This window comes from Clostridium acidisoli DSM 12555, from assembly GCF_900176305.1.
Lineage (GTDB): Bacteria > Bacillota > Clostridia > Clostridiales > Clostridiaceae > Clostridium_I > Clostridium_I acidisoli.
Window position 1 is genome coordinate 77,530 of the sequence record NZ_FWXH01000008.1, and the last position, 20,700, is coordinate 98,229.

General features: G+C 30.7%; 21 protein-coding genes. 18 read left to right on the forward strand and 3 right to left on the reverse strand.

The window, feature by feature from the left end; all coding sequences use genetic code 11:
* Positions 1-51: 51 nt before the first annotated feature.
* Entirely contained in the window at positions 52-537 is a 486-nt protein-coding gene (locus tag B8978_RS11610; RefSeq protein WP_084116196.1) for a hypothetical protein, read from the reverse strand.
* Between the two features lie 172 nt (positions 538-709).
* Between B8978_RS11610 and B8978_RS11615 the strand changes: the two genes are divergently transcribed.
* The 11 genes from B8978_RS11615 to B8978_RS11665 all read left to right on the forward strand — a co-directional run bounded on the left by B8978_RS11615 (position 710) and on the right by B8978_RS11665 (position 12,807).
* Positions 710-1,159 carry a methylglyoxal synthase gene (locus B8978_RS11615; RefSeq protein ID WP_084116197.1) on the forward strand — a complete coding sequence of 150 codons (450 nt, stop codon included), beginning with the start codon at positions 710-712 and terminating at the stop codon, positions 1,157-1,159.
* Between the two features lie 187 nt (positions 1,160-1,346).
* On the forward strand, positions 1,347-2,492 hold the full coding sequence (locus tag B8978_RS11620; RefSeq protein WP_084116198.1) for a LuxE/PaaK family acyltransferase: 1,146 nt from the start codon (positions 1,347-1,349) through the stop codon (positions 2,490-2,492).
* Positions 2,489-3,859: an acyl-CoA reductase gene (locus B8978_RS11625; RefSeq protein WP_084116199.1), complete on the forward strand. Its 1,371-nt coding sequence runs from the start codon at positions 2,489-2,491 to the stop codon at positions 3,857-3,859. The genes B8978_RS11620 and B8978_RS11625 overlap by 4 nt, the downstream gene beginning before the upstream one ends.
* Before the next feature lie 359 nt (positions 3,860-4,218).
* Positions 4,219-5,235 (forward strand): ribosome small subunit-dependent GTPase A, encoded by a 1,017-nt coding sequence (gene rsgA / locus B8978_RS11630; RefSeq protein WP_084116200.1) that lies wholly within the window; start codon positions 4,219-4,221, stop codon positions 5,233-5,235.
* Positions 5,236-5,569: 334 nt separating this feature from the next.
* Positions 5,570-6,025: a heavy-metal-associated domain-containing protein gene (locus B8978_RS11635; RefSeq protein WP_084116201.1), complete on the forward strand. Its 456-nt coding sequence runs from the start codon at positions 5,570-5,572 to the stop codon at positions 6,023-6,025.
* A gap of 15 nt (positions 6,026-6,040) precedes the next feature.
* Positions 6,041-7,105: a sulfite exporter TauE/SafE family protein gene (locus tag B8978_RS11640; RefSeq protein WP_084116202.1), complete on the forward strand. Its 1,065-nt coding sequence runs from the start codon at positions 6,041-6,043 to the stop codon at positions 7,103-7,105.
* A gap of 160 nt (positions 7,106-7,265) precedes the next feature.
* Positions 7,266-8,735, forward strand: coding sequence for a nitrogenase component 1 (locus B8978_RS11645; RefSeq protein ID WP_084116203.1), 1,470 nt, complete (start codon positions 7,266-7,268; stop codon positions 8,733-8,735).
* The gene (locus B8978_RS11650; protein WP_084116204.1) at positions 8,735-10,051 is read left to right on the forward strand and encodes a nitrogenase component 1; all 1,317 of its coding nucleotides are present in this window, start codon (positions 8,735-8,737) and stop codon (positions 10,049-10,051) included. Before B8978_RS11645 ends, B8978_RS11650 begins: the two co-directional genes overlap by 1 nt.
* A gap of 16 nt (positions 10,052-10,067) precedes the next feature.
* Positions 10,068-10,856 carry an ABC transporter permease gene (locus B8978_RS11655; protein WP_084116205.1) on the forward strand — a complete coding sequence of 263 codons (789 nt, stop codon included), beginning with the start codon at positions 10,068-10,070 and terminating at the stop codon, positions 10,854-10,856.
* Positions 10,857-10,867: 11 nt separating this feature from the next.
* Positions 10,868-11,743: an ABC transporter ATP-binding protein gene (locus tag B8978_RS11660; protein ID WP_084116206.1), complete on the forward strand. Its 876-nt coding sequence runs from the start codon at positions 10,868-10,870 to the stop codon at positions 11,741-11,743.
* Positions 11,744-11,778: 35 nt separating this feature from the next.
* Positions 11,779-12,807 carry an ABC transporter substrate-binding protein gene (locus tag B8978_RS11665; protein ID WP_084116207.1) on the forward strand — a complete coding sequence of 343 codons (1,029 nt, stop codon included), beginning with the start codon at positions 11,779-11,781 and terminating at the stop codon, positions 12,805-12,807.
* Positions 12,808-12,816: 9 nt separating this feature from the next.
* Here B8978_RS11665 and B8978_RS11670 read toward each other — a convergent pair whose 3' ends face one another.
* Entirely contained in the window at positions 12,817-14,331 is a 1,515-nt protein-coding gene (locus B8978_RS11670; protein ID WP_084116208.1) for a YifB family Mg chelatase-like AAA ATPase, read from the reverse strand.
* Between the two features lie 204 nt (positions 14,332-14,535).
* On the opposite strand from B8978_RS11670, the gene msrA reads away from it, so the two are divergent.
* Both msrA and B8978_RS11680 read left to right on the forward strand, forming a co-directional pair.
* A complete protein-coding gene (msrA, locus tag B8978_RS11675) occupies positions 14,536-15,021 on the forward strand; it encodes a peptide-methionine (S)-S-oxide reductase MsrA (protein WP_084116209.1) in 486 nt (161 codons plus the stop codon).
* Positions 15,022-15,121: 100 nt separating this feature from the next.
* On the forward strand, positions 15,122-15,457 hold the full coding sequence (locus B8978_RS11680) for a YnfA family protein (RefSeq protein WP_084116210.1): 336 nt from the start codon (positions 15,122-15,124) through the stop codon (positions 15,455-15,457).
* Between the two features lie 10 nt (positions 15,458-15,467).
* Here B8978_RS11680 and B8978_RS11685 read toward each other — a convergent pair whose 3' ends face one another.
* Positions 15,468-15,878 (reverse strand): hypothetical protein, encoded by a 411-nt coding sequence (locus tag B8978_RS11685; RefSeq protein WP_176212685.1) that lies wholly within the window; start codon positions 15,876-15,878, stop codon positions 15,468-15,470.
* A gap of 157 nt (positions 15,879-16,035) precedes the next feature.
* Between B8978_RS11685 and B8978_RS11690 the strand changes: the two genes are divergently transcribed.
* The 5 genes from B8978_RS11690 (at position 16,036) to B8978_RS11710 (ending at position 20,691) form a co-directional block, all read left to right on the forward strand.
* On the forward strand, positions 16,036-16,590 hold the full coding sequence (locus B8978_RS11690; RefSeq protein ID WP_084116211.1) for a rubrerythrin family protein: 555 nt from the start codon (positions 16,036-16,038) through the stop codon (positions 16,588-16,590).
* Between the two features lie 274 nt (positions 16,591-16,864).
* A complete protein-coding gene (locus B8978_RS11695; protein WP_084116212.1) occupies positions 16,865-17,260 on the forward strand; it encodes a hypothetical protein in 396 nt (131 codons plus the stop codon).
* The gene (locus B8978_RS11700) at positions 17,247-17,882 is read left to right on the forward strand and encodes a hypothetical protein (RefSeq protein ID WP_084116213.1); all 636 of its coding nucleotides are present in this window, start codon (positions 17,247-17,249) and stop codon (positions 17,880-17,882) included. The genes B8978_RS11695 and B8978_RS11700 overlap by 14 nt, the downstream gene beginning before the upstream one ends.
* 1 nt (position 17,883) lies before the next feature.
* The gene (locus B8978_RS11705) at positions 17,884-18,237 is read left to right on the forward strand and encodes a hypothetical protein (protein ID WP_084116214.1); all 354 of its coding nucleotides are present in this window, start codon (positions 17,884-17,886) and stop codon (positions 18,235-18,237) included.
* Between the two features lie 15 nt (positions 18,238-18,252).
* Positions 18,253-20,691, forward strand: coding sequence for a glutathionylspermidine synthase family protein (locus B8978_RS11710; protein ID WP_084116215.1), 2,439 nt, complete (start codon positions 18,253-18,255; stop codon positions 20,689-20,691).
* Positions 20,692-20,700: the final 9 nt, after the last annotated feature.

Genomic DNA, 20,700 nt, shown 5'->3' on the forward strand with positions numbered 1-20,700 from the left:
CTACATAATATGTGTTTCGTATATAAATGCACTAAACTTTATATACGGTTTTTATTGATTTTTCTTGGATTTAAAGCTTGATGAACGAAAAGCAGATGATCCACCATCAGTTCCTAAATCATTATAAGATTTATTTTTTATATTTTCTTTAATATTATCAATTTCAAGTTTTTTATCATATTCATCTTTATATTGAGATTTTCTTTTAGCATCAAATTTATTTGTTTCATCAAGAATTACTTCGTATCTTAGAAGGTATTCCTTTTTTATTGAAAATGCATGAATAATTGAGGCTATCCAAAGAATAAGAAGTAACAAAGTACCAATATTTGAAATAAATTTATTTGAGAATGAAGATAAATATGAACATGGATAAATTAATAGATAAACGAAACCAAATAAAAACCATTCTCTTTTTTTAACGCGTAATCCCATAATGAAAAATGGCACAAAACTTAATATTCCAAAGAAGAAAGTAAAATAAATGATTCTACCATGTTTTTTTTCGAAGGGAGTACCTGATTTTGTAAAGGACAATTGAAAACACCTCCATATTAATTAGTTCCATTATAGTATATTATACCATTTAGCGCAATTTGCTTAATTAGATTTAAAGGAATTATTAGAAAATTGTATAATTTTAAGGATAAATAGCATTTATGATATAATGATAATGGAGATTTCATTTAAAAATTTAAGGGGGATAATTATGAGTTATACAATTGGAAAGCAAAAAAAAATAGCTCTTATTGCACATGACAATAGGAAGCAGGCTATAATTGAATGGGCAATAAAAAATAAAGAGGCTTTGGGAAAACATTTTCTTTGTGGTACAGGTACTACTGCAAAACTTATAGCAAAAAATACAGGTTTGCCTATAAAAGAATTTAAAAGCGGACCTATGGGCGGAGACGAGCAAATAGGTGCATCCATTGTAAATGGTGAAGTTGATTTTATGGTTTTCTTCTGGGATCCACTAACTTCACAGCCACATGATCCAGATGTTAAGGCGCTTCTTAGAATTTCAGTTTTATATGATATTCCTGTAGCAATGAGCACATCTACTGCTGATTTTCTAATGAAATCACAGCTTATAGATGAAGAATATGAAACACATGAAATCGATTATTATAATAAGATTAGAAAAGAAAATTTTTAATAGACAAAAGTGTAACCAATAATGTAACTAAATGTAACGAAAATAATAACAAATGAAAAAGATATGGATATAACAATACAATATAAGTCATTTTTGGAGTAAGAAGGCAGAATACGGTCATAAACAGAAATTTACAATTTTTCATATTAGAATTATGATAATCCTATAAAGAAATAGGAGGGTTAATATGGAAAATTGTGATTTTTTTCAAGACTTTAAGGCTAATATAATTAGTCAATATAATGATTGTGATGCTTATAAATTATTATGTAGCAGCCAAAATTATGATCCGAATAAAGAATTAAAAGTGGAAGATGATATGGAGAAAGTACCATTTATTACAACAACTCTCTTTAAGAAATCTGCCAACATGTACACAAAACTACTTAGAACAGAACCCAAAAATTTGGATAAATGGACGGTATCTAGTAGTACTAGTGGTGATCCAAGTATTGTTGGAAGAAGCAAGCAAGATCTTTTGCAAATAAAAAAGTTTGTTGAACGTGAAGGACAAACCTTAGACTCAACAAGTCAATATAATTGTGTTTTTTATCCGGAACCAGAAGTTATGAGAAAACACAAAAGCATTCAAATATTAGACAAGCCTACCGAATCATATATAGGAAACATTCTTGATACATTCTCGTTTAGTGAAAATACTAATTTCTTATTACATCCATATAAAGGTGAATTTTCAATTGATATGGAGGATTTTTTAGAATTTCTAAAGGAACACGACAAAAAAAATCAACATATATCCTTAAGAGGTTCAACTTTGTTACTTTATAATGCAGTAGAAAATTTAAAAGATAAAATGAAACCGTTTCAACTAGGTGACAGATGCACAATTCACACTGGTGGCGGAGGTTGGGATGGTAAAAAAGGAAGTGTAAATTTAGGTATTAAAATCGAAAGATCAAAATTTGTAGAAGAAGTTTCTACTTTCCTTGGTGTACCTGAAGAAAACTTTATTGATACGTATTCATTTACAGAAAATACTTTTCCTATAACCGGTCACTATTCTAAAAAATATAAAAGCTATCTTTTCCATATACCAAGTTGGGGTAGAGTTATTCTAAGAGACATAAAGACATTAAAACCAGTTCATAAAGAAGGTCAAAGAGGATTAATTCAAATGCTTAATGCATATGGAACTTCTTCTTTTGCAGGAGCATCTATAATGGTTGATGATATAGGTGAAATTGTTTCTGAAGACAGATGTCCTGAATGCGGCTTTAATGGAATGACAATAAGGATAATCGGCAGAGTGAAGGGATCAGAGGCTAAAGGTTGTGGTGCTACACTTAATATAAAGGAGGTCGAAAATGTATGAGTGTTGATTATATGGAGAAGAATATATTAGTAGAAAAAGAAGTAGAAGATTATAAACATGAAATTTTGATTTCAAATGAAGAGGATATAAAATATAAAATTAAAGAACTTAAGGAAAATAAAAAAAAGGCTCATGATATACCTATTGAAAAGACTATAGATATTTTAGATAAGTGTGCTAAGCTGTGGCTGAATAAAGAATATTCAACCAAACATATTGAAATGCTTTCAAAGATTACAAATCAAAGTTATGAACTTGTAGCGTATGAATTAGAAGGAACTATGAGGATGTTACTTAGGGAAAATATTGAAAAAAACATTTCAGAAGAAATTGGCGATTGTAAAATAATGGACGAATGGGTTAGGACAAGTTATGGAAAGGTTCATAGACAACCAAGAGGGCTTTTATTTCATAATGTGTCTGGAAATGCTTTTGTGGTTATACCTATGAGTATATCTATGGGCTTATTATCAAAAAATTGTAATTTAGTAAAAGTTTCTAAAGACGAGCCGTATTTTGCTTATATGTTTTATAAAAGTTTATGTGAAATCGATGAAAGTATAAAGGATAGACTTTCTATAGTATATTTTGATAGCAGTAATGAAAATATATATGAGACTGTAGTAAAAGAAAGTGATTGCACAGTACATTGGGGTGGAGAATATTCAGGTAAAATTATGGCAGAGTTGTGCGCAAAATATGGAACACATTTAATAATGCATGGTGCAAAAATAAGCTTTGAAGTTATAGACAAAGTAGATGATATGAATGAAGTGACAAAAAATGTAGCTAGAGATGTAGTCTTGTGGGAGCAAAAAGCTTGCTTATCTCCTAGAATAATATTTATAAACAAAAAATTAGATACGGTTAATTTTGCAGAAAAGTTAGCAACTTCACTAAACTTTTTAAGTGAAGTATTTCCCAAGGCATATCTTAATGCATGGAGTTCTGTAAAGACAATTCAAGACAGACAATATTGCTTGCTTAAATATGGAATAAATAAAGGACAGAAAGTAACTCTTTTTTCGTCGTTTAATGCAGACTATACCGTAATTTTAGAGGAAAGTTTGCCTGATAAAGAAGATATAGATAGATGTTTTAATAGATTTGTATTAATTTCTCCTTATGAAAAAAAGGAAGATGTTTTAGGGTATGTAGAAAAAAACTTAAAGGAGTACTTGCAAACCATGGGATACAGTGGAGACGATGAAAAGTTTATAGAAGAAATTACGTCAATTGGTGTGAGTATAGTAACAAAACCTGGGGACATGTCGGCACATTATCCGGGTACATCACATGATGGTCTTCACAATCTTCAAGAGATGACATATGTTGTTAGTAGTCAATTAGATAATCCAGATGAATAAAAGGTTTAATTATTGAACAACATATATACAAAAAATAATAATTCTGATATAATTAAGAAAATAAATTAAATTAAGTAGTTAATTTAGGTAAAGGAGTGGTTTATTATGAAGAAAATATTAATAGAGGTTTTATACAACTAATTTAATATGGAGTCATAAGCAAAAATGTAATTAAATTGGGTGCTTATTGACTTGAATTTCGAATTAACCCCTTAAGCCTGTTTATAATATTGTTTGAACGGTTACGCGGTATGGTTATCGCGTTTTTTTTATGTTCAAAATACCACGGGAAGGTTATTTCCCGTGGTATTTTTTTGCACTTTTTAAGGGGTAAACTAAAAAAGAAAGAGGTAAAATTAATGAAATTAAGTAAATATGGATGGAATGAAAAATTAGAGCAAGCTTTTAAAAAATATTATGAACTTGGAATGAATCCAGGAAGAGTTTTTGTAGAAAACAAAAATATTTATAAGGTATATACAGAAATAGGAGAAATAGAAGGCAAGGTTTCTGGAAAATTTCAATATGAAACTGTTGGAAAAGATGAATTTCCAGCGGTTGGAGATTGGGTAGCCGTAGATATAAGAGAAGAGGAGAAAAGCGGAACTATTCATGAGGTATTAAAAAGGAGCAGCTGTTTTTTTAGAAAAACAGCTGGAGCTGTTACAGAAGCACAAGTTATAGCTTCTAACTTTAATTATGTCTTTATAGTAACGTCGTTAAACTTTAATTTTAATCTTAGAAGAATTGAAAGGTACCTTACTATAGCTTTAAATAGTGGGGGCATTCCTGTTATTATTTTGAGCAAGGCAGATTTGTGTGAGAATGTTGAAGAAAAAATTCAAGAGGTGAGAGATATAGCTTTTGGTGTTGAAGTCTACGCAATTAGTTCATTAAATGGTGAAGGAATAAATGATCTTTTAAATTTATTACAATCAGGTTTAACCGCAGCAGTAGTAGGATCATCTGGAGTTGGAAAATCAACTTTGTTAAACAAATTGGCAGGGAAAAACCTTATGGAAACAAGTGAGATAAGGGAAGAAGATTCAAAGGGAAAACATACAACTACCAAAAGACAACTCTTTTTATTACCATCAGGTGGCATAATAATTGACACTCCAGGAACAAGGGAACTTGGCTTGTGGGATACTAAAGAGAGCTTTTCAGATGTATTTAATGATATAGAAGAACTTTCAACTCAGTGTAAATTTAGAGATTGCAAACATGAAAATGAGCCAGGATGCAACGTTAAGGCAGCTTTAGAATCTGGAATTTTAGATGAAAAGCGTTTTGAAAGCTACAGAAAATTGCTTAGAGAAAATATATATATTGAAAATAAACAAAAACAAATAAATAGAAAAAGAAGAAACAAATAAATAATTATTTTTCATGTGTATTGTTAAATTGGTAAAATTTAAATTGACAAAGATGGAAAGGGATGTTAATATAAAATATATTAATCATATATGAATAATATGTAAAGTTTAAATATTGTGGTTGACCAGAAGGCTGGAGACTAAGTACTTAAAAGTATTTAGTCTCCAGCTTGTTTTATCTATTCGCTACCATCCGTAAGACTCCAACTTATCAAGCATTGAGTTAACGGATGCTACGCGCTGGACTTTAGTTCAACTAACACTCAGATGGTGTCAAAACCAAAACCCCATCTGAGTGCAAGTTTCACTTTATTAAGAATTAGGGGGAACGAAAATGAAGATTAAGAGAAAAACAATTGCCATTATTTTAATTTTAGCCTGTATGCTTCTTATAGGGATTGGATGTGATAGTTCAAAAAACGCCGCATCTAATAATAAAAAGAATATTTCTGCAAAAAATACTTCTAAATCATCAAAATGTAATGAAGCTGATTGCAATATGACAAATTGTACTGATGGAGGTAACAAACAGGATTCAATGGAAAACACTGCACTTGAAACAACAGGAACAACCAAAACTATTAAAATTAATGGAATGAAATGTGCACAATGTATAAAAAGAGTAAAAGCATCATTAGGTAAAATTGATGGAGTAAAAATTGTAAAAGTTGATATTGGAATTGCTGTAATTAACGTTACGAAGAATGTAGATGACGTTACTATAAAAAATAGTATTGAGAAAAATGCTCAAGGTAAGGACACAGGATATAAGGTTTTAGGCATATCATAAAGGTGGATAAATTTTATGTATGATGGATTAAAAAATTTAGTTTTGCTTAAATATTTACCTGAATTAGGTAAAAATCCAAGTGCTGGGCTGCTATTTGTTTTTGGAGTACTTACTTCAGTTCATTGTGCTTGTATGTGTGGTGGGATAGTCATTTCACAAAGCATTAAAAGTGAGGACAAGAGGTTTAGTCTTTCAGCAATTCTTTATAATTTGGGTAGAATTATATCATATACAACAATTGGTGGAATTGTTGGTGGATTAGGACAGATAATTAGCTTTAATGGTGTACTTAAAGGTATTGTGCCAGTTGTAGCAGGTATATTTATGATTATTATGTCAATTAATTTATTAGGCATATTTTCTTTTCTAAGAAGGTTAAATTTCACAATTCCTTCAGTTGTAGCTAAAAAAATTTTTAATGGGAATAGTTACAGTCCGATAGTTATAGGGCTATTATCAGGACTAATGCCTTGTGGGCCTTTGCAGATGATACAATTGTACGCATTAAGTACAAAAAGTTTTATTTATGGAGCGATTGGTGCATTTATCTTTTCAATTGGTACAGTTCCATTGCTTATTATATTAGGAACAGTAGCAGGGGCACACACAATTTTTATAAAAAAATTTTCAAAAATAACTTTAAAATTTAGTGCAATGATTATATTAGTGCTTGGGGTGGTAATGATTTCAAGGGGGATAACAATAGAAGGAATAGATTTTAGCTCAAATAAGGTTGTTATGAATGAGGACACAGTTTTTGCAGTAGTCAGAAGTGACAAACAAGAAGTAGAAACAAAGTTAAAACCAGATGCTTTTCCACCAATTGTTGTGGTTAAAAACATACCTGTTAAATGGGATATGGTTGTTTCAAAGGAAGATTTAAATGAATGCAACAATGAAATACAAGTCACAAAATTTGGTGTGAAAAAGAAATTTTTAGTAGGACATAATATTATGAAATTTACACCTAAAGAAACTGGAGAGTATATGTTTACTTGTTATATGGGGATGATAAAGAGCAAAATAACTGTTGTAAATGATATTAAAGAGCTAGAAAATTTGAAAAGAAACACAAATTAGTATTATCATAATATTGACATATATTCAAAATGATGATAATATTGTAGCAAACATATATAAATACTTGGAATAATGCTCACTGGAAAACCAGAGGCTTTGTATAAACTTACATTTATACAAAGCCTTATTTTTATATATAAGATTGGAGGTATAGTAAAGTATGTCTATTAACATTAAAAGGATTGAAGCTGAAACAAGAGAAAACAGACTAGGTTCTATTACTGGATACACAGGAACAATAAAAGATTTAGTGAGGCAAACGAGTTGTGGGTGCCTAAAAAACAAAGAAAGATGTTTTAGTCAGGCAAGCAATTGTAGTTCGGGATGTGCACAAGGATATCTTTCAGGGATAATTGATGCAGCTATTGTAAATCACGGTGCCATTGGATGTTCGGCAGATGTGATAGGTGAAAATACAACTCTAAAATGGGGTCAGAATATAAGAAACTTGGAACACTCAAATGTTAAGATTATAAACACAAATATGACTGAAAATACAACGGTATTTGGGGGCATTGATAAGCTTAAAGAAGGAATTTGGGAAGCTTATAAAAGATTTAATCCAAAAGCAATATTCATAACTACCTCTTGTGCATCAGCAATTATAGGAGATGATGTTAAGAGTATAGCTGATGAGATAGAAAAGGAAATTAAAATACCAGTTGTACCAGTATTTTGTGAAGGCTTTAGATCTAAAATATGGGCTTCTGGTTTTGATTCAGCATTTCACGCAGTATTAACTCGTATAATAAAACCACCTAAACAAAAAAGATCTAACATAGTTAACATGATAAATTTTAATGGAAGTGCAAGGGATTATATAATAGAAATTTTATCTAACATCGGTTTAGTACCTCAGTTTGGACTTAGATATAGTACTATAGATGAAATATCTAGAATGTCAGAATCAGCTGCGACCATAAGCATATGTGGAACTTTAGGAAGTTATTTAGGTAATGGACTTGAACAAAAATTTGGGGTGCCATATGTAAAATCAATACAACCTCATGGAATAGCGGGAATGGATAGCTGGCTTAGAGCTTTAGCAAAAATAACAAATAAAGAAAAAGAAGTTGAAGATTATATAAAGAATGAGAAATTACGTATTGCTCCTGAACTTGAAGAAATAAGGAACAAACTTAAAGGAAAAAAGGCAGTTATAGGTATGGGACCAAGTTTTGCACATAACTATATAAGAGTTTTGAAAGAACTAGGAGTAGAAGTTATTTGGGGAATATCGTGGCATTTTGATCAACACTATGATCATGGAAACATTCCTGAGTCAACTGTAGCATTATCAACCATAGAGGAAGAAACTCCTATAAGTGTTTGTGATCAACAAAATTTTGAAATATTAAATCTTTTAAATAAATTAAAACCTGATTTATATGTAGCAAGGCATCCCGGAACTACAGTATGGCCTACAAAAATGGGTATTCCTTCAATAATGCTAGCAGATGAATATAGTGCATTTGGATATAGAGGAATTATAGATTTTGGATATAGACTTATTGATACTTTAGCAAACAATAGTCTTGCACAAAATTTATCAAGCAGAATAAAACTTCCATATTCCAAGTGGTGGTTTGAACAAGATGCATTTAAATTCCTAGAAAATGAGGTGGGATAATGAGTGAGGTAGTTCAAGAACCAAGACATGTTTGTGCGCTTGGCGGATTTGAATCAGTACTTGCCATTGAAAGAGCAGTTCCAATAATACATTCAGGACCTGGGTGTGCAGCTAAACTTTGGGCTACCTTAGGAGTTCATAATGGGTGCCAAGGAACAGGGTATATTGGTGGTCACTCTATTCCATGTACTTCAGTTTCTGAAAAGGAAGTTGTATTTGGAGGTATAGAAAAATTTAAGCAAATTGTATCAAATTCTTTTCGTGTTATGGATGCTGATTTGTTTGTAGCATTAACAGGGTGCACTTCAGATATTGTTGGTGACAATATTGCTGAAGTCGTAACTAAATTTAAGGATGAAGGCAAACCAATTGTTTATGCAGAAACAGGAGGTTTCAAAGGAAATAATTTCTTTGGGCATGAGTTAATAATTGATTCAATAATTGATCAATATTTAGAAGAAACTGATGAAAAAGAAGCAGGACTCGTAAATGTTTGGGCAACAGTACCTTATCAGGATACCTTTTGGACTGGTAATTTTGAAGAATTAAGAAAGCTTCTATCAGCTTTAGGAGTTAAAGTGAATATAATTTTTGGACCAGGAAATGGAATAAAATCCTTAAAGAAGGTGCCTAAAGCCCAATATAATTTACTTATTTCTCCTTGGGTAGGTCTTAATAATGTAAAACACCTTGAAAAAAAATTCGGTACTCCATATTTGCATTACCCTATACTTCCTATTGGTCCAACGGAAACAGCTAAGTTTTTAAGAACTGTTGCTAATTTTATTGGAATTGATAAAAAAATAGTTGAAAGTGAAATAAAGAGGCAAGAAGACAGATATTATTACTACATTGAGAGGGCAGCGGATATTTTATTAGAAACAAGAATATTGCCAAAGCACTTTGTTACCATAGCAGATGGTTTCTATAGTCTTGGAATTTCCAGGTTTTTGGTTAATGATTTAGGACTTTTGCCTGAAAAACAATTTGTTACAGATAATACGCCAAAGAAGTACATGAAAGCTATAGAAGATGAATTCAAGAAATATGTTAATGGAATTAAAGCGGAAGTTGAATTTACAATTGACAGTGGGGTTCCAATAAAATATTTGAGAGAAAAAAAGTTTAGAAGCAAACCATTAATTCTTGGTAGTGCTTGGGATAGGGTTATTTCAAAAGAAATAGATGCCTATAGAGTTTCAATATCAACACCAATCAGCGACAGAATGGTGCTTAGTAGAACTTATGTTGGTTATGAAGGGGGACTTAGGTTAACAGAAGATATATATTCAGCAGTTCTTGATGATTTTCAATAATTAATGAGGTGATATTATGGTTGCAAATTTAATTAAAAAATTGGGTAAAAAATTATACAGTTTGCTAGCTGTTTTTATATTCTTACTGATATGGGAGGTAGCACCTAGAGTTGGATTAGCAGATCCTATCTTTGTTCCACCATTTTCTAAAGTTATTTTAGCATTTTTCCAATTAATAATAAGTGGAGAAATGTTTAAGGATGTTCTAATAAGCTTACAGAGAGCAATAATCGGATTTGGACTTGCGCTTATAATAGCAGTGCCATTAGGGCTTTTAATTGGATGGTTCGACAGAATTGAAAAATTTTTAGATCCACTTCTTCAAACTTTTAGACAAACATCTGCACTTGCCTTACTTCCAGTGTTTATTCTTATTTTTGGTATAGGAGAGGTTTCTAAAGTAGCTATTATATTTTGGGGGGTTCAATGGCCAATATTGTTAAATACCATTTCAGGAGTTAAAACGGTAGATCCACTTTTAATAAAATCAGCTAGGTCTATGGGAGCATCACCCCTTACTCTATTTATAAAAGTGATTTTACCAGGAGCTTTTCCTTCTATATTTACAGGTATTCGTCTAAGTGCGACTTCAGCAATTTTAATTTTAATTGCAGCTGAAATGATTGGATCAAATTCTGGACTTGGGTTTTTAATTTATGAATCACAGGTAAAAATTGAAGTACCTAATATGTATGCTGCTATTCTTAGCATAGCCATTTTAGGTCTTGTTGTAAACTATTTGCTTGTATTACTTGGTAAAAAAATTATGAAGTGGAATGATGACACATCTATAATTAATGAATAGGAGTGAATATTATGGTTTTAAATAAAAGAAAAAAAATAAATTTTAAAGGTGAGGAAAATAATTCTGAGTACAGAATAAAAGCGGAAAATGTTAGCCTTATATATAAAATCAAGAATGAAGAAAGTAAAAAGAGAAATGATTTAATAGTTCTAAAAGATTTAAATCTTAATGTAAAAAATGGTGAATTTATATCAATTGTTGGTCCAAGTGGATGCGGAAAATCTACATTTCTAGATGTAATTGCAGGCTTAATAAATAAAAGTTCAGGAAAAGTTATAATTGACAATAAAGAAATAAATGGACCAGCCCTTGATAGAGGTATTGTTATGCAAGGATATGCACTTTTCCCTTGGCGTACAATTCAAAAAAACGTTGAATTTGGTTTGGAAATAAAAGGTGTAAATAAAAAGGAAAGAAAAGAAATAAGTAAAAAATTTATAGATTTGGTTGGGTTAGAAGGTTTTGAAAATAGATATCCACATGAATTATCAGGCGGAATGAAGCAAAGAATAGCAATTGCTAGGGCACTAGCCTATGATCCAGAAGTGCTTCTTATGGATGAACCATTTGCAGCAGTTGATGAGCAAACTAGAGAATCACTGCATGTAGAGTTACTTAGAATATGGGAAAAAACAAATAAGACGATAATTTTTGTAACACATAGTATTGAAGAGGCGGTATTTTTATCTGATAGAGTAGCTGTAATGTCAAAAAATCCCGGAACAATTAAAGAAATAATTGATGTTAATTTGCCTAGGCCAAGAGATAATGGGGATCTTAGATCATCACCAGAATTTAGCAATATAAGGCATAATATATGGGAACTATTACAATGCAATGAAAAACAAAATATAACAAAATTTGAAAAAATAGCTGAAATAGTTTAGAAAATTATTAAATATAAATAATAGGAGTGCTTCAGATGATAAAATTGAAAGTTATGAAAAAAATTCTTCCAATAGGAATAGCAATAATGATCTCTTTAAGTTTTATAGGATGCTCATCCAAATCAGATAATTATGTAAAGACTTCGGATGGGAAAAAATTGTTTGTGGTAAGAATGCCTACACAGACAGGGTTTAATGAATTTGATATTGCTGATGAACTAGGTTATTTTAAGGAGGAAGGAATACAATTAAAATATACAGGACTACTTAATGCGGATACTAGTGAGGTTCAGTCAGTATTAACTGGTAATAATGATGTATTTACAAATCATCCAAGTACAGTTGTAAGAGCAATACTTGCTGGAGCTAAAATACATATAGTTGCTCCAGGAATGGTAGATAATCAAAAATTCGTTCATATGGAGTATATTGTAAAGGATGGAGGTCCAGTATCAACTGTAGAGGATTTTAAAAAGGTTGCTGCCACTAGAAAAATTAAATGGGCAGTATCAAGCACAGATTCTTGTCCCGATATAATAGCGTTAGAATGGGCTAAACAAAATAAAATTTCAAAGGATAAAATAAACTTTGTAATTATGCCAGATGAACAGCAAGAACAAGCAATAAAACAAGGAGCAGTTGATATAGGATGTTTACATCCTCCATATGGAAAAAAAGCAAAAAATGATTGTGGAACAAAAGATTTGTTTACTAGTTATGATGTAGTAAAGGGACCGGCTGGTGGCTCTTCAATTCGTGGATTTAGTGATAAATTTATAAAAGCACATCCAGAAGTTGTAAAAGGGTTTACAAAAGCAATTGTAAAGGCACATCATTGGATAAATACTCATCAACAGCAAGCTATAGCAATAGAGGCTAAAAGGCTTAAAATGAAACCAGAAAACATGAGTATATTCTGGTATGATGAAACTAACTATATTCAGAAAGCATACATTCAAACTTGGATAAATATGATGGTAGATGACGGAAGCCTAAAGAAGGATCAAGTTAAAGCAACAGATATATACACTAATGCCAATAATCCTTATCATACTGCTCAGTAAGTATTTAAATTAAACAATTTTTCCATCGATAAATTTTCTATACTGAATAGCTTCAATTAAATCTATTGGAGCTATGTCTTTTCTTTCATTCATATCAGCTATGGTTCTAGCAACCTTTAAAATTCTAGTGTAAGCTCGTGTACTTACTTCAAAATTTTTAAATAGTGTTTTTAATATATTAGAGGTGTCAGTGCTTAATTTACAATATTTATCTATATGTTTTTTTTGCATTTCTGAATTGTAATGTATATTTTCATGACTAAATCTGTCTTTTTGAATTTGCCTTGCTAGAGTAACTCTTTTTCTTATTTCTTTTGAGCTGTCTGTTTTTCTGCTTTTTTCTATCTCGTCATAATTAAGTGATTTAACAGGAGAGAATATATCTATTCGATCAAGTAGAGCACCAGAAAGCTTAGAAATGTACCTTTTCCTTTGATATTCAGTACAAGTACATTCCTTATTAGAACCATAATTTCCACAGGGGCATGGATTTAATGCAGATACAAACATAAAATTAGCAGGATAAATTACATTTCCAGTAGATTTAGAAAATTTTATAACTCTATCTTCTAAGGGCTGTCTCAAAACTTCAAGAACATCCTTTTTGAATTCAAGTAATTCATCTAAAAAAAGTATACCATTATGTGCAAGAGAAATTTCGCCTGGTATAAGGTTACTTCCACCACCAACTAAAGCTATTTTTGAGCTTGTATGGTGTGGATTTCTAAAGGGGCGTTTAAATATTAAATTTTGATTTTGAACATTTCCAGATACGCTGTATATTTCAGTAACTTCAAGAGCTTCTTCATAATTTAGGGGAGGCAGAATTGTAGGTATTCTTTTGGCAAGCATAGTTTTGCCTGAACCGGGTGCTCCATATAAGACTATATTGTGCCCACCAGATGCAGAGACCTCTATGGCTCTTTTTGAAGATTCTTGGCCTACAATATCATCAAAATCTAAATCAATAGATTCATTTTCAAAATTTTGGCTATATTTAAAAGGCAAAGAATCTCTATATTCAAAATAATCAATAACCTGTGATAAATTGTCAAATCCAAAAATTTTAGAGTTTTTTACAATTGAACATTCAAGTGCGTTGTCTGTAGGAACAATTATTTTCGATAGATTATTTTTAACACCATAGGTTGTTATGGGAAGGGCACCCTTAATTCTTTTGAGATTTCCACTTAAAGATAATTCACCTACTATTATATATTCATCTATGAAATCTGAACATATTTGATTTGTAGCAGATAAAATTCCAATTGCTATTGGTAAATCAAATAAAGACCCTTCTTTTTTTAAATCAGCAGGAGCTAAATTAACAGTTATTCTTTTTATTGGAAAAGTATAACCTGAGTTTATTATGGCTGAACGGACTCTTTCTTTAGATTCTTTAACAGAAGTATCAGCTAAGCCAACTATATTAAAAGCAGGAAGTCCAGCTGAGATATCAACTTCTACATTAATAGGATAACCACTTATGCCTGTAAAACTTGCTGCATTTATTTGAATTGTCATTTATAATACACCTCTTTATTGGTGATTATTGACAATAAAATAAGAGTTAAACATAAAACAAAGTATTTTAGATGTAAATCTTAGAACACTTGTGTTAAAAGATGAACATACACATTTGAATATGTTTATGAAATCGGACTAGGGCTAGAAAATATGAATTGATTGGGATATAATAAGTTTACAAATAGAAGGAGGGTATACAGGATGAAGAAAATAATATTTGCAGGAGGATGCTTTTGGGGCGTAGAAGCATATTTTAATACTATTGATGGAGTAATAAATACAAAGGTAGGGTATGCAAATGGTTACACAGAAAATCCTACTTATGAAGAGGTTTGTAACAATGGAACAGGTTTTGCAGAAGCGTGTTATATAGAATATAATGAAAATTTAGTAAAGTTAGAAAAGCTAATAGATGCATACTGGAAGGTTGTAGATCCAACCATAAAGGATAGACAAGGACATGATATTGGGACTCAATATCGTACAGGAATATATTATTTGGATAAAGAAGATTTACAAACAATAGAAGCATCAAAAGCAGCTGAGCAGAAAAAATATGAGGCTCCTATTGTAACAGAAATATTGCCACTTAAAAACTTCTATGATGCTGAGCAATATCACCAAAAATATTTAGATAAGAATCCTAATGGGTATTGCCATATACCAAGGGAATTGTTAAAAAAATAAAATGTTATGTATATTAAAAACACTTAGGTTAGCATTTATGCACTTACTTAAGTGTTTTGTTCAATTATCATTAACAAAGATTACAGGAGATGAAATCATTTTGGAAATTATAAGCTCTATTTTTTATTTTGTTTTAGCTGGAGTATTTGAAATTGGAGGAGGGTACCTTGTATGGCTTTGGCTTAGAGAAGGAAAAAGCATAATCTTTGGAGTATTTGGAGCAGCATGTTTAATTGTTTATGGAGTGATACCAACCTTACAACCACCCAATAATAATTTTGGGAAAGTATATGCCGCCTATGGTGGAATATTTATAGTTTTATCAATTTTGTGGGGCTGGAAGGTTGATAAGGTTATGCCAGATAAATTTGATTTGATTGGCGGAGGCATTGCACTAATTGGAGTTCTAATTATAATGTATTTCCCAAGAAATTAATTTTAAATCATTATAATACATGAAGAGCTACAGCAGCTAGTAGTACAAAAGCAAGAACCCTATGAACTTTAAGCCAAGCACCTCGCATATTTTTATTTATATAAAAACCATAAAAACCTAGGAGAACGACAACTAGCATTATGATTCCAGCTAGTATTCCTGTTGATTTAAGTCTCCCTGAAGAATAAGAAACGTAAAAATGAAGAACTAAAAATATTAAAGCTAGAGTTCCAAGTATCTTATGATATTTTACAATAAGTCTCATAAACTTTCTGTAAATATTTTTAAAATTATTTTTATCGGACTTTAATTTATTAATAAAAGTTTTATTCACATACTTTACGAAAAAATTTAATATTGCAATGCCAAAAAAGATACCAGTTAACATTCCTAAAGGACTAATTAAGTGTTTTAAATTCATAAATATCACACCTTTCGTTGCTTTTATATATAAACTTAGCATATGTATTCTACAAAAAACAAGCATTTCCTTTAAAACATTTTATAATTAAAGAATATTTTATATGATTTGTAAAACAATATAGTAGAAAAATAGATTACGATAGGATGTGTTTATAATGGCAGTAAATAATGCAATGACAGCAGATTTTTTACGTTCTGCTTACGGTGGAGAGAGCATGGCACATATGAGATATTTAATTTGGGGGGAGGAGGCTAATAAAAATGGATTTCCCAACATAGGGAGACTTTTTAATGCTGTTGCAAATGCAGAGTGGGTTCATGCAAGAAACCATTTTAATGTGCTTAAGGATGGAATAGGTGATAATTCAGTAGTAGCTGGAGCGGTATTTGGAAATACAGACATAGTTCAAAATCTTCAAGGTGCAATTGATGGAGAACTACATGAAGTAAAACAGATGTATCCAGTATATCTAGAAACCGCTAAATTTCAAGTGGAAAAAGGAGCAGAAAGATCCTTCCACTATGCTCTGGAGGCAGAAAAAATACATGCAGAATTATTTAAAAATGCACAGGAAAAGGCAAAATCAGGAGCAGATATCGGTAGTGATAAAATATATGTATGCCCTGTATGTGGGTATACAGAAATTGGTGATAAGGTACAACAATGTCCGGTATGTGGTGCTAAAAAAGAAATGTTTAGAAACTTTTAATAGTATTTGTGTATAACATTAAGACACGGCGAAGCATCGGTGAAGAGTTTTATCAATGCTTCGCCGTGAAAAGTTTAATGGTGATTTTTTTCGATATGTTATAAAAAACTTTTGCACTTAGTTAATATATTATTAATATATTAAGTTAATGCATAAACACATCTTTAATTATAATATAGATAGATAATATAAATTATGGTATAATCTACAAATAAAGTGACGCTTATACTTAGATATGAATTGTATGGATGAAATAAAATTAAGGGGAGATTTTATGTGTAATATATATTTTTATTATTCTATTAAAAGTTATAATAATGCAGATCCAGACATAACGCTTAGAGGGGAAATAATAAAGACAACAGGACATAATTTAATTATTAGAGATAGTGATGGTTATGAACAAATAATACCTATGTATAATATTGTAGCTATAGTTTACGATGGAAACTATATAGAAACTTCTTATGAATTAAAACCTGTATATGTATACTATTCCGCTAAGGCATACGATCATTCAAAGCCTGAGATAGAGTTTAATGGAAAGGTACAGGCCATCAATGAAAATAATATAATAGTAACAGGGGAACAAGGATTAATTCATATAATATCTACTTTCCCTATAGTTGCATTCGTTCATGAGGGTGGAACTCATTATGAAATTAAGTGAAGTAGATTGGTATTTGGTTTATAAAAGGTGGACTGCAAATACAGGAATATTTGACTATCTTTTTAAGTCATCACCATTTGTAAGCGCAAAGTATATGGATGAATTTGAGCTTAAACTTGATTATGAATGTAATGTACCAAACAATGTTAAGAAAAAACTAGAGAATAGCATAATAGATGAGCATACTATAATAATTGTAGATACCAGCACGGAGATAGGTATGGATATGGCAGTGTTATTAAACAATCAGTATAATGTTTGTCCTATACTGTCCTATAATTTTTTATTTCATCCATACGGAATTGTTGGAGATAAAGAACTTATAGAAAAGCTTATAGATTATTCAGAGAAACTAAAGACAGTTGAACCAATAACACATGCTTTTATATTGGATAAAAACAGATATATTAGTGGACTGAATTTGGAGAATCCAATGATATTTAATAATCAATACGAAATAACTGAAGAGGAACTCCCGGAGGTAGCGATGCTTATAGCATTGAAAAAGGACAGGCTCAATTTTTTATATTCAGGTAAGATTAAGGAAGATATAAATTGCTATTTGGAGTATTTAAAGAAAAATAGCATTATTGTAAACACTATTGATTTAGGAGATGTATAGCATGAGCGATAAAGAAAAAAACAGTAAGACAAAGGCTATAGCCCTGGCTTTAGCAGTATCAGTAGCTATGGTAAATCCAATTTTGCTTTCAGGGTGTGAGGCAAAGAATCCATATTCAGTAGTAGATGAAGATGAAATGAAAAACAATCAAGACCAAAATAGCACTGTAATTTATGGCGGAGGGAGTTTATCACCATTTATTTTTACTAATGCTACAACTAATAATATGTTTAATCAGCAAGCAGTAGTAAACAAAAGTTCAGGAACAGGTTGGACGGGTGGTGGTTGGAAAACTTGGACCTCTTCAAGTAGTGGAGATTACTCAGGAGTTCATGCTTCTGGATTTTCAAGTTAGTGAGAGGTTTATATTATGTATGATAAATTATCTGATAAATTTTTATTTCAATATTTCATGCTTCATTCTAAAAGAAAAGATAATATTTATTCAAAAAATCCTTTTTATATTACAAATGAAGAGTACAGGCAATTTGTAGATACTTCAATAGTTTTAAATGGGCTAGTATTGAGGATTATAAATAATATAAACAGTACATTTTCGGATTTTATAGAATACATACCAGATTTTAAATACAAGGAACAGATTCTTAACTTAAAAAGGCCTTTTCAGAAAGTTTTTTGGGTAAGATATGATGGCTTTCTTAAAAAAGACGGTGGTATATTCTATAGCGAATTTAATTATGACAAGCCTTGTGCAGAAAGAGAAATACTTATTACAGGTGATATGAAGGTCTACAATAATATAAATGCTGAGTTTAGAGACTATTTGAAACAGGCTTTAAAATGTGCTATTGAAAGACAACCTAAAAAGGAAATGTATAGAGTTGCTCTTCTTGCTGATCCATGCCATTATGAAGAAGAATTATTAACCTTTTTACTTAAAAGTGAATTAGAACTTGACAATGTTAAATTTATTAGAGTTGGACCTAAAAATTTATGTGTTGAAGATGATGAGGTAATAGCCTTTAAAAAGAAAATAGATGTAATTCTTAGATTATTTCCTACAGAATATAGCTGTGAAATAAATGATTTTAATAAAATACTTCACGCATTTGACATGGGTAGGGTAGATATCATCAATGATCCAAGAGTAATAATTGGACAGTGTAAGAATCTCTATACATATCTGTGGAAGTTAGTAGAGAACAAAGATTCTAGATTATCAAAAGAAGAAATTAACACAATTTTAAAAACACTCCCATATACAAAAAGTTTTGACAAGCTTTACAAAGAGTATATCCTTAGACATAAGGATGAAATTGTTATAAAGCCTGTATACGGAAGATACAGTGTAGATGTATTCATAGGAAATATGTATTCACAGGATGAATGGATTGAAGTTTATGAATATGTTAAAAATTGTAACAAGCCGTTTATTATTCAAGACTTTTGTGAAATAAGGAATAGTGATACCTTTTATAGTCCAGATGGCAATTTTTTATTTCCAGTAAAAGCATTTGCTAATATTGGTTGTTTTTTAATTGAAGGTAAATTTAGTGGAGCAGCAATTAGATGGAGTGATGGATACTTAACTGAAGATGAGAATACTTTTATAACTCCAATTGGAGTAAAAAGTGATGTGATTCAAATTAAGGCAATTGATGTTAAAAATAGAAAGAATCTTTGGAACAAGGTAACTGAAAGAGCAATGTTTGAAGCTGATTTTACAGGAAGATATGCTATGAATAATGAATATATAAGTTTAGATTATGTAGAACTTAGAAGACAAAAGTATGAAGAACTTGTATACGCTACGGAAAAGTTGTCACAGATACTGGATAAGACTCAAAACATAGTTCTAGATAACATAGAATATTTTGCAGATATATTAGGAATAAGAGAATTAAAGGGAATTGCTAAAGATAGATTTACTAATGAATTTGTATTTTTAGCTAGAATGGATTGGGCTATAGATTTCGCTGGAAACTTAAAGCTTCTTGAAATAAATTCAGAGACCCCGGCAGGGCTTGTAGAAAGTATGTTTTTAGACAAAATAATAATAGAAGAGTTAAATATAAGCAAGGAAAGCAGCAATGAAGATTTAAAGGAAAAAATAATAAGGCAATTTAAAAAGATTGTTGAGGACTATAAGGCTATTCATATTATAAAAATCATAGGCATATTGTCCAGTACATATTATGAGGATTGGTACACAGCAAATGCCATATATAAGATTGTTAAGGATTTGCCTTATGAGTTTGTGATAGGTAGCATTTATGATTGTAAGGTTTCGGAGAATGGAAAACTAAGTTTATTTGGCAAAGAATTAGATGCCGTGTACAGATATTATCCATTGGATTTCTTTAAAAAAGAAAATATTGGACATTTAATGGATGCATTGAAAAATACACTATCTATTAATCCAGTGCATACAATTGTTTCGCAATCAAAAGCATTTTTTGCAGTTATGTATGAATTTTTAAAGCAAGGACTGTATGATGAAGAAGAAAAGAAAGCTATATTAAAATATATACCAAGAACAAGTGTTGAAGTAGGTGAACTTAATACATTTGATTACATTATAAAACCAGTACTCTCACGAGAAGGCATAGGTGTTAAATTTGCTTGTGAGCTTAAAGAATTGCCAGAAGAAAATTATATATTTCAAGAGAGAGTAGAGATTTTAAATTTAGAACAGAATGTGTATAGTAATATGGGAAAGAAACGCGACTCTGTTTATCCTATAATTGGTACATATATAACAGGAAAAGAGTTTGCAGGTATATATACAAGGCTAGGTAAACTTGTTACAGGAAACACGTGTATGTATGCGCCAACTTTTATTGAATGAGGTGATTAA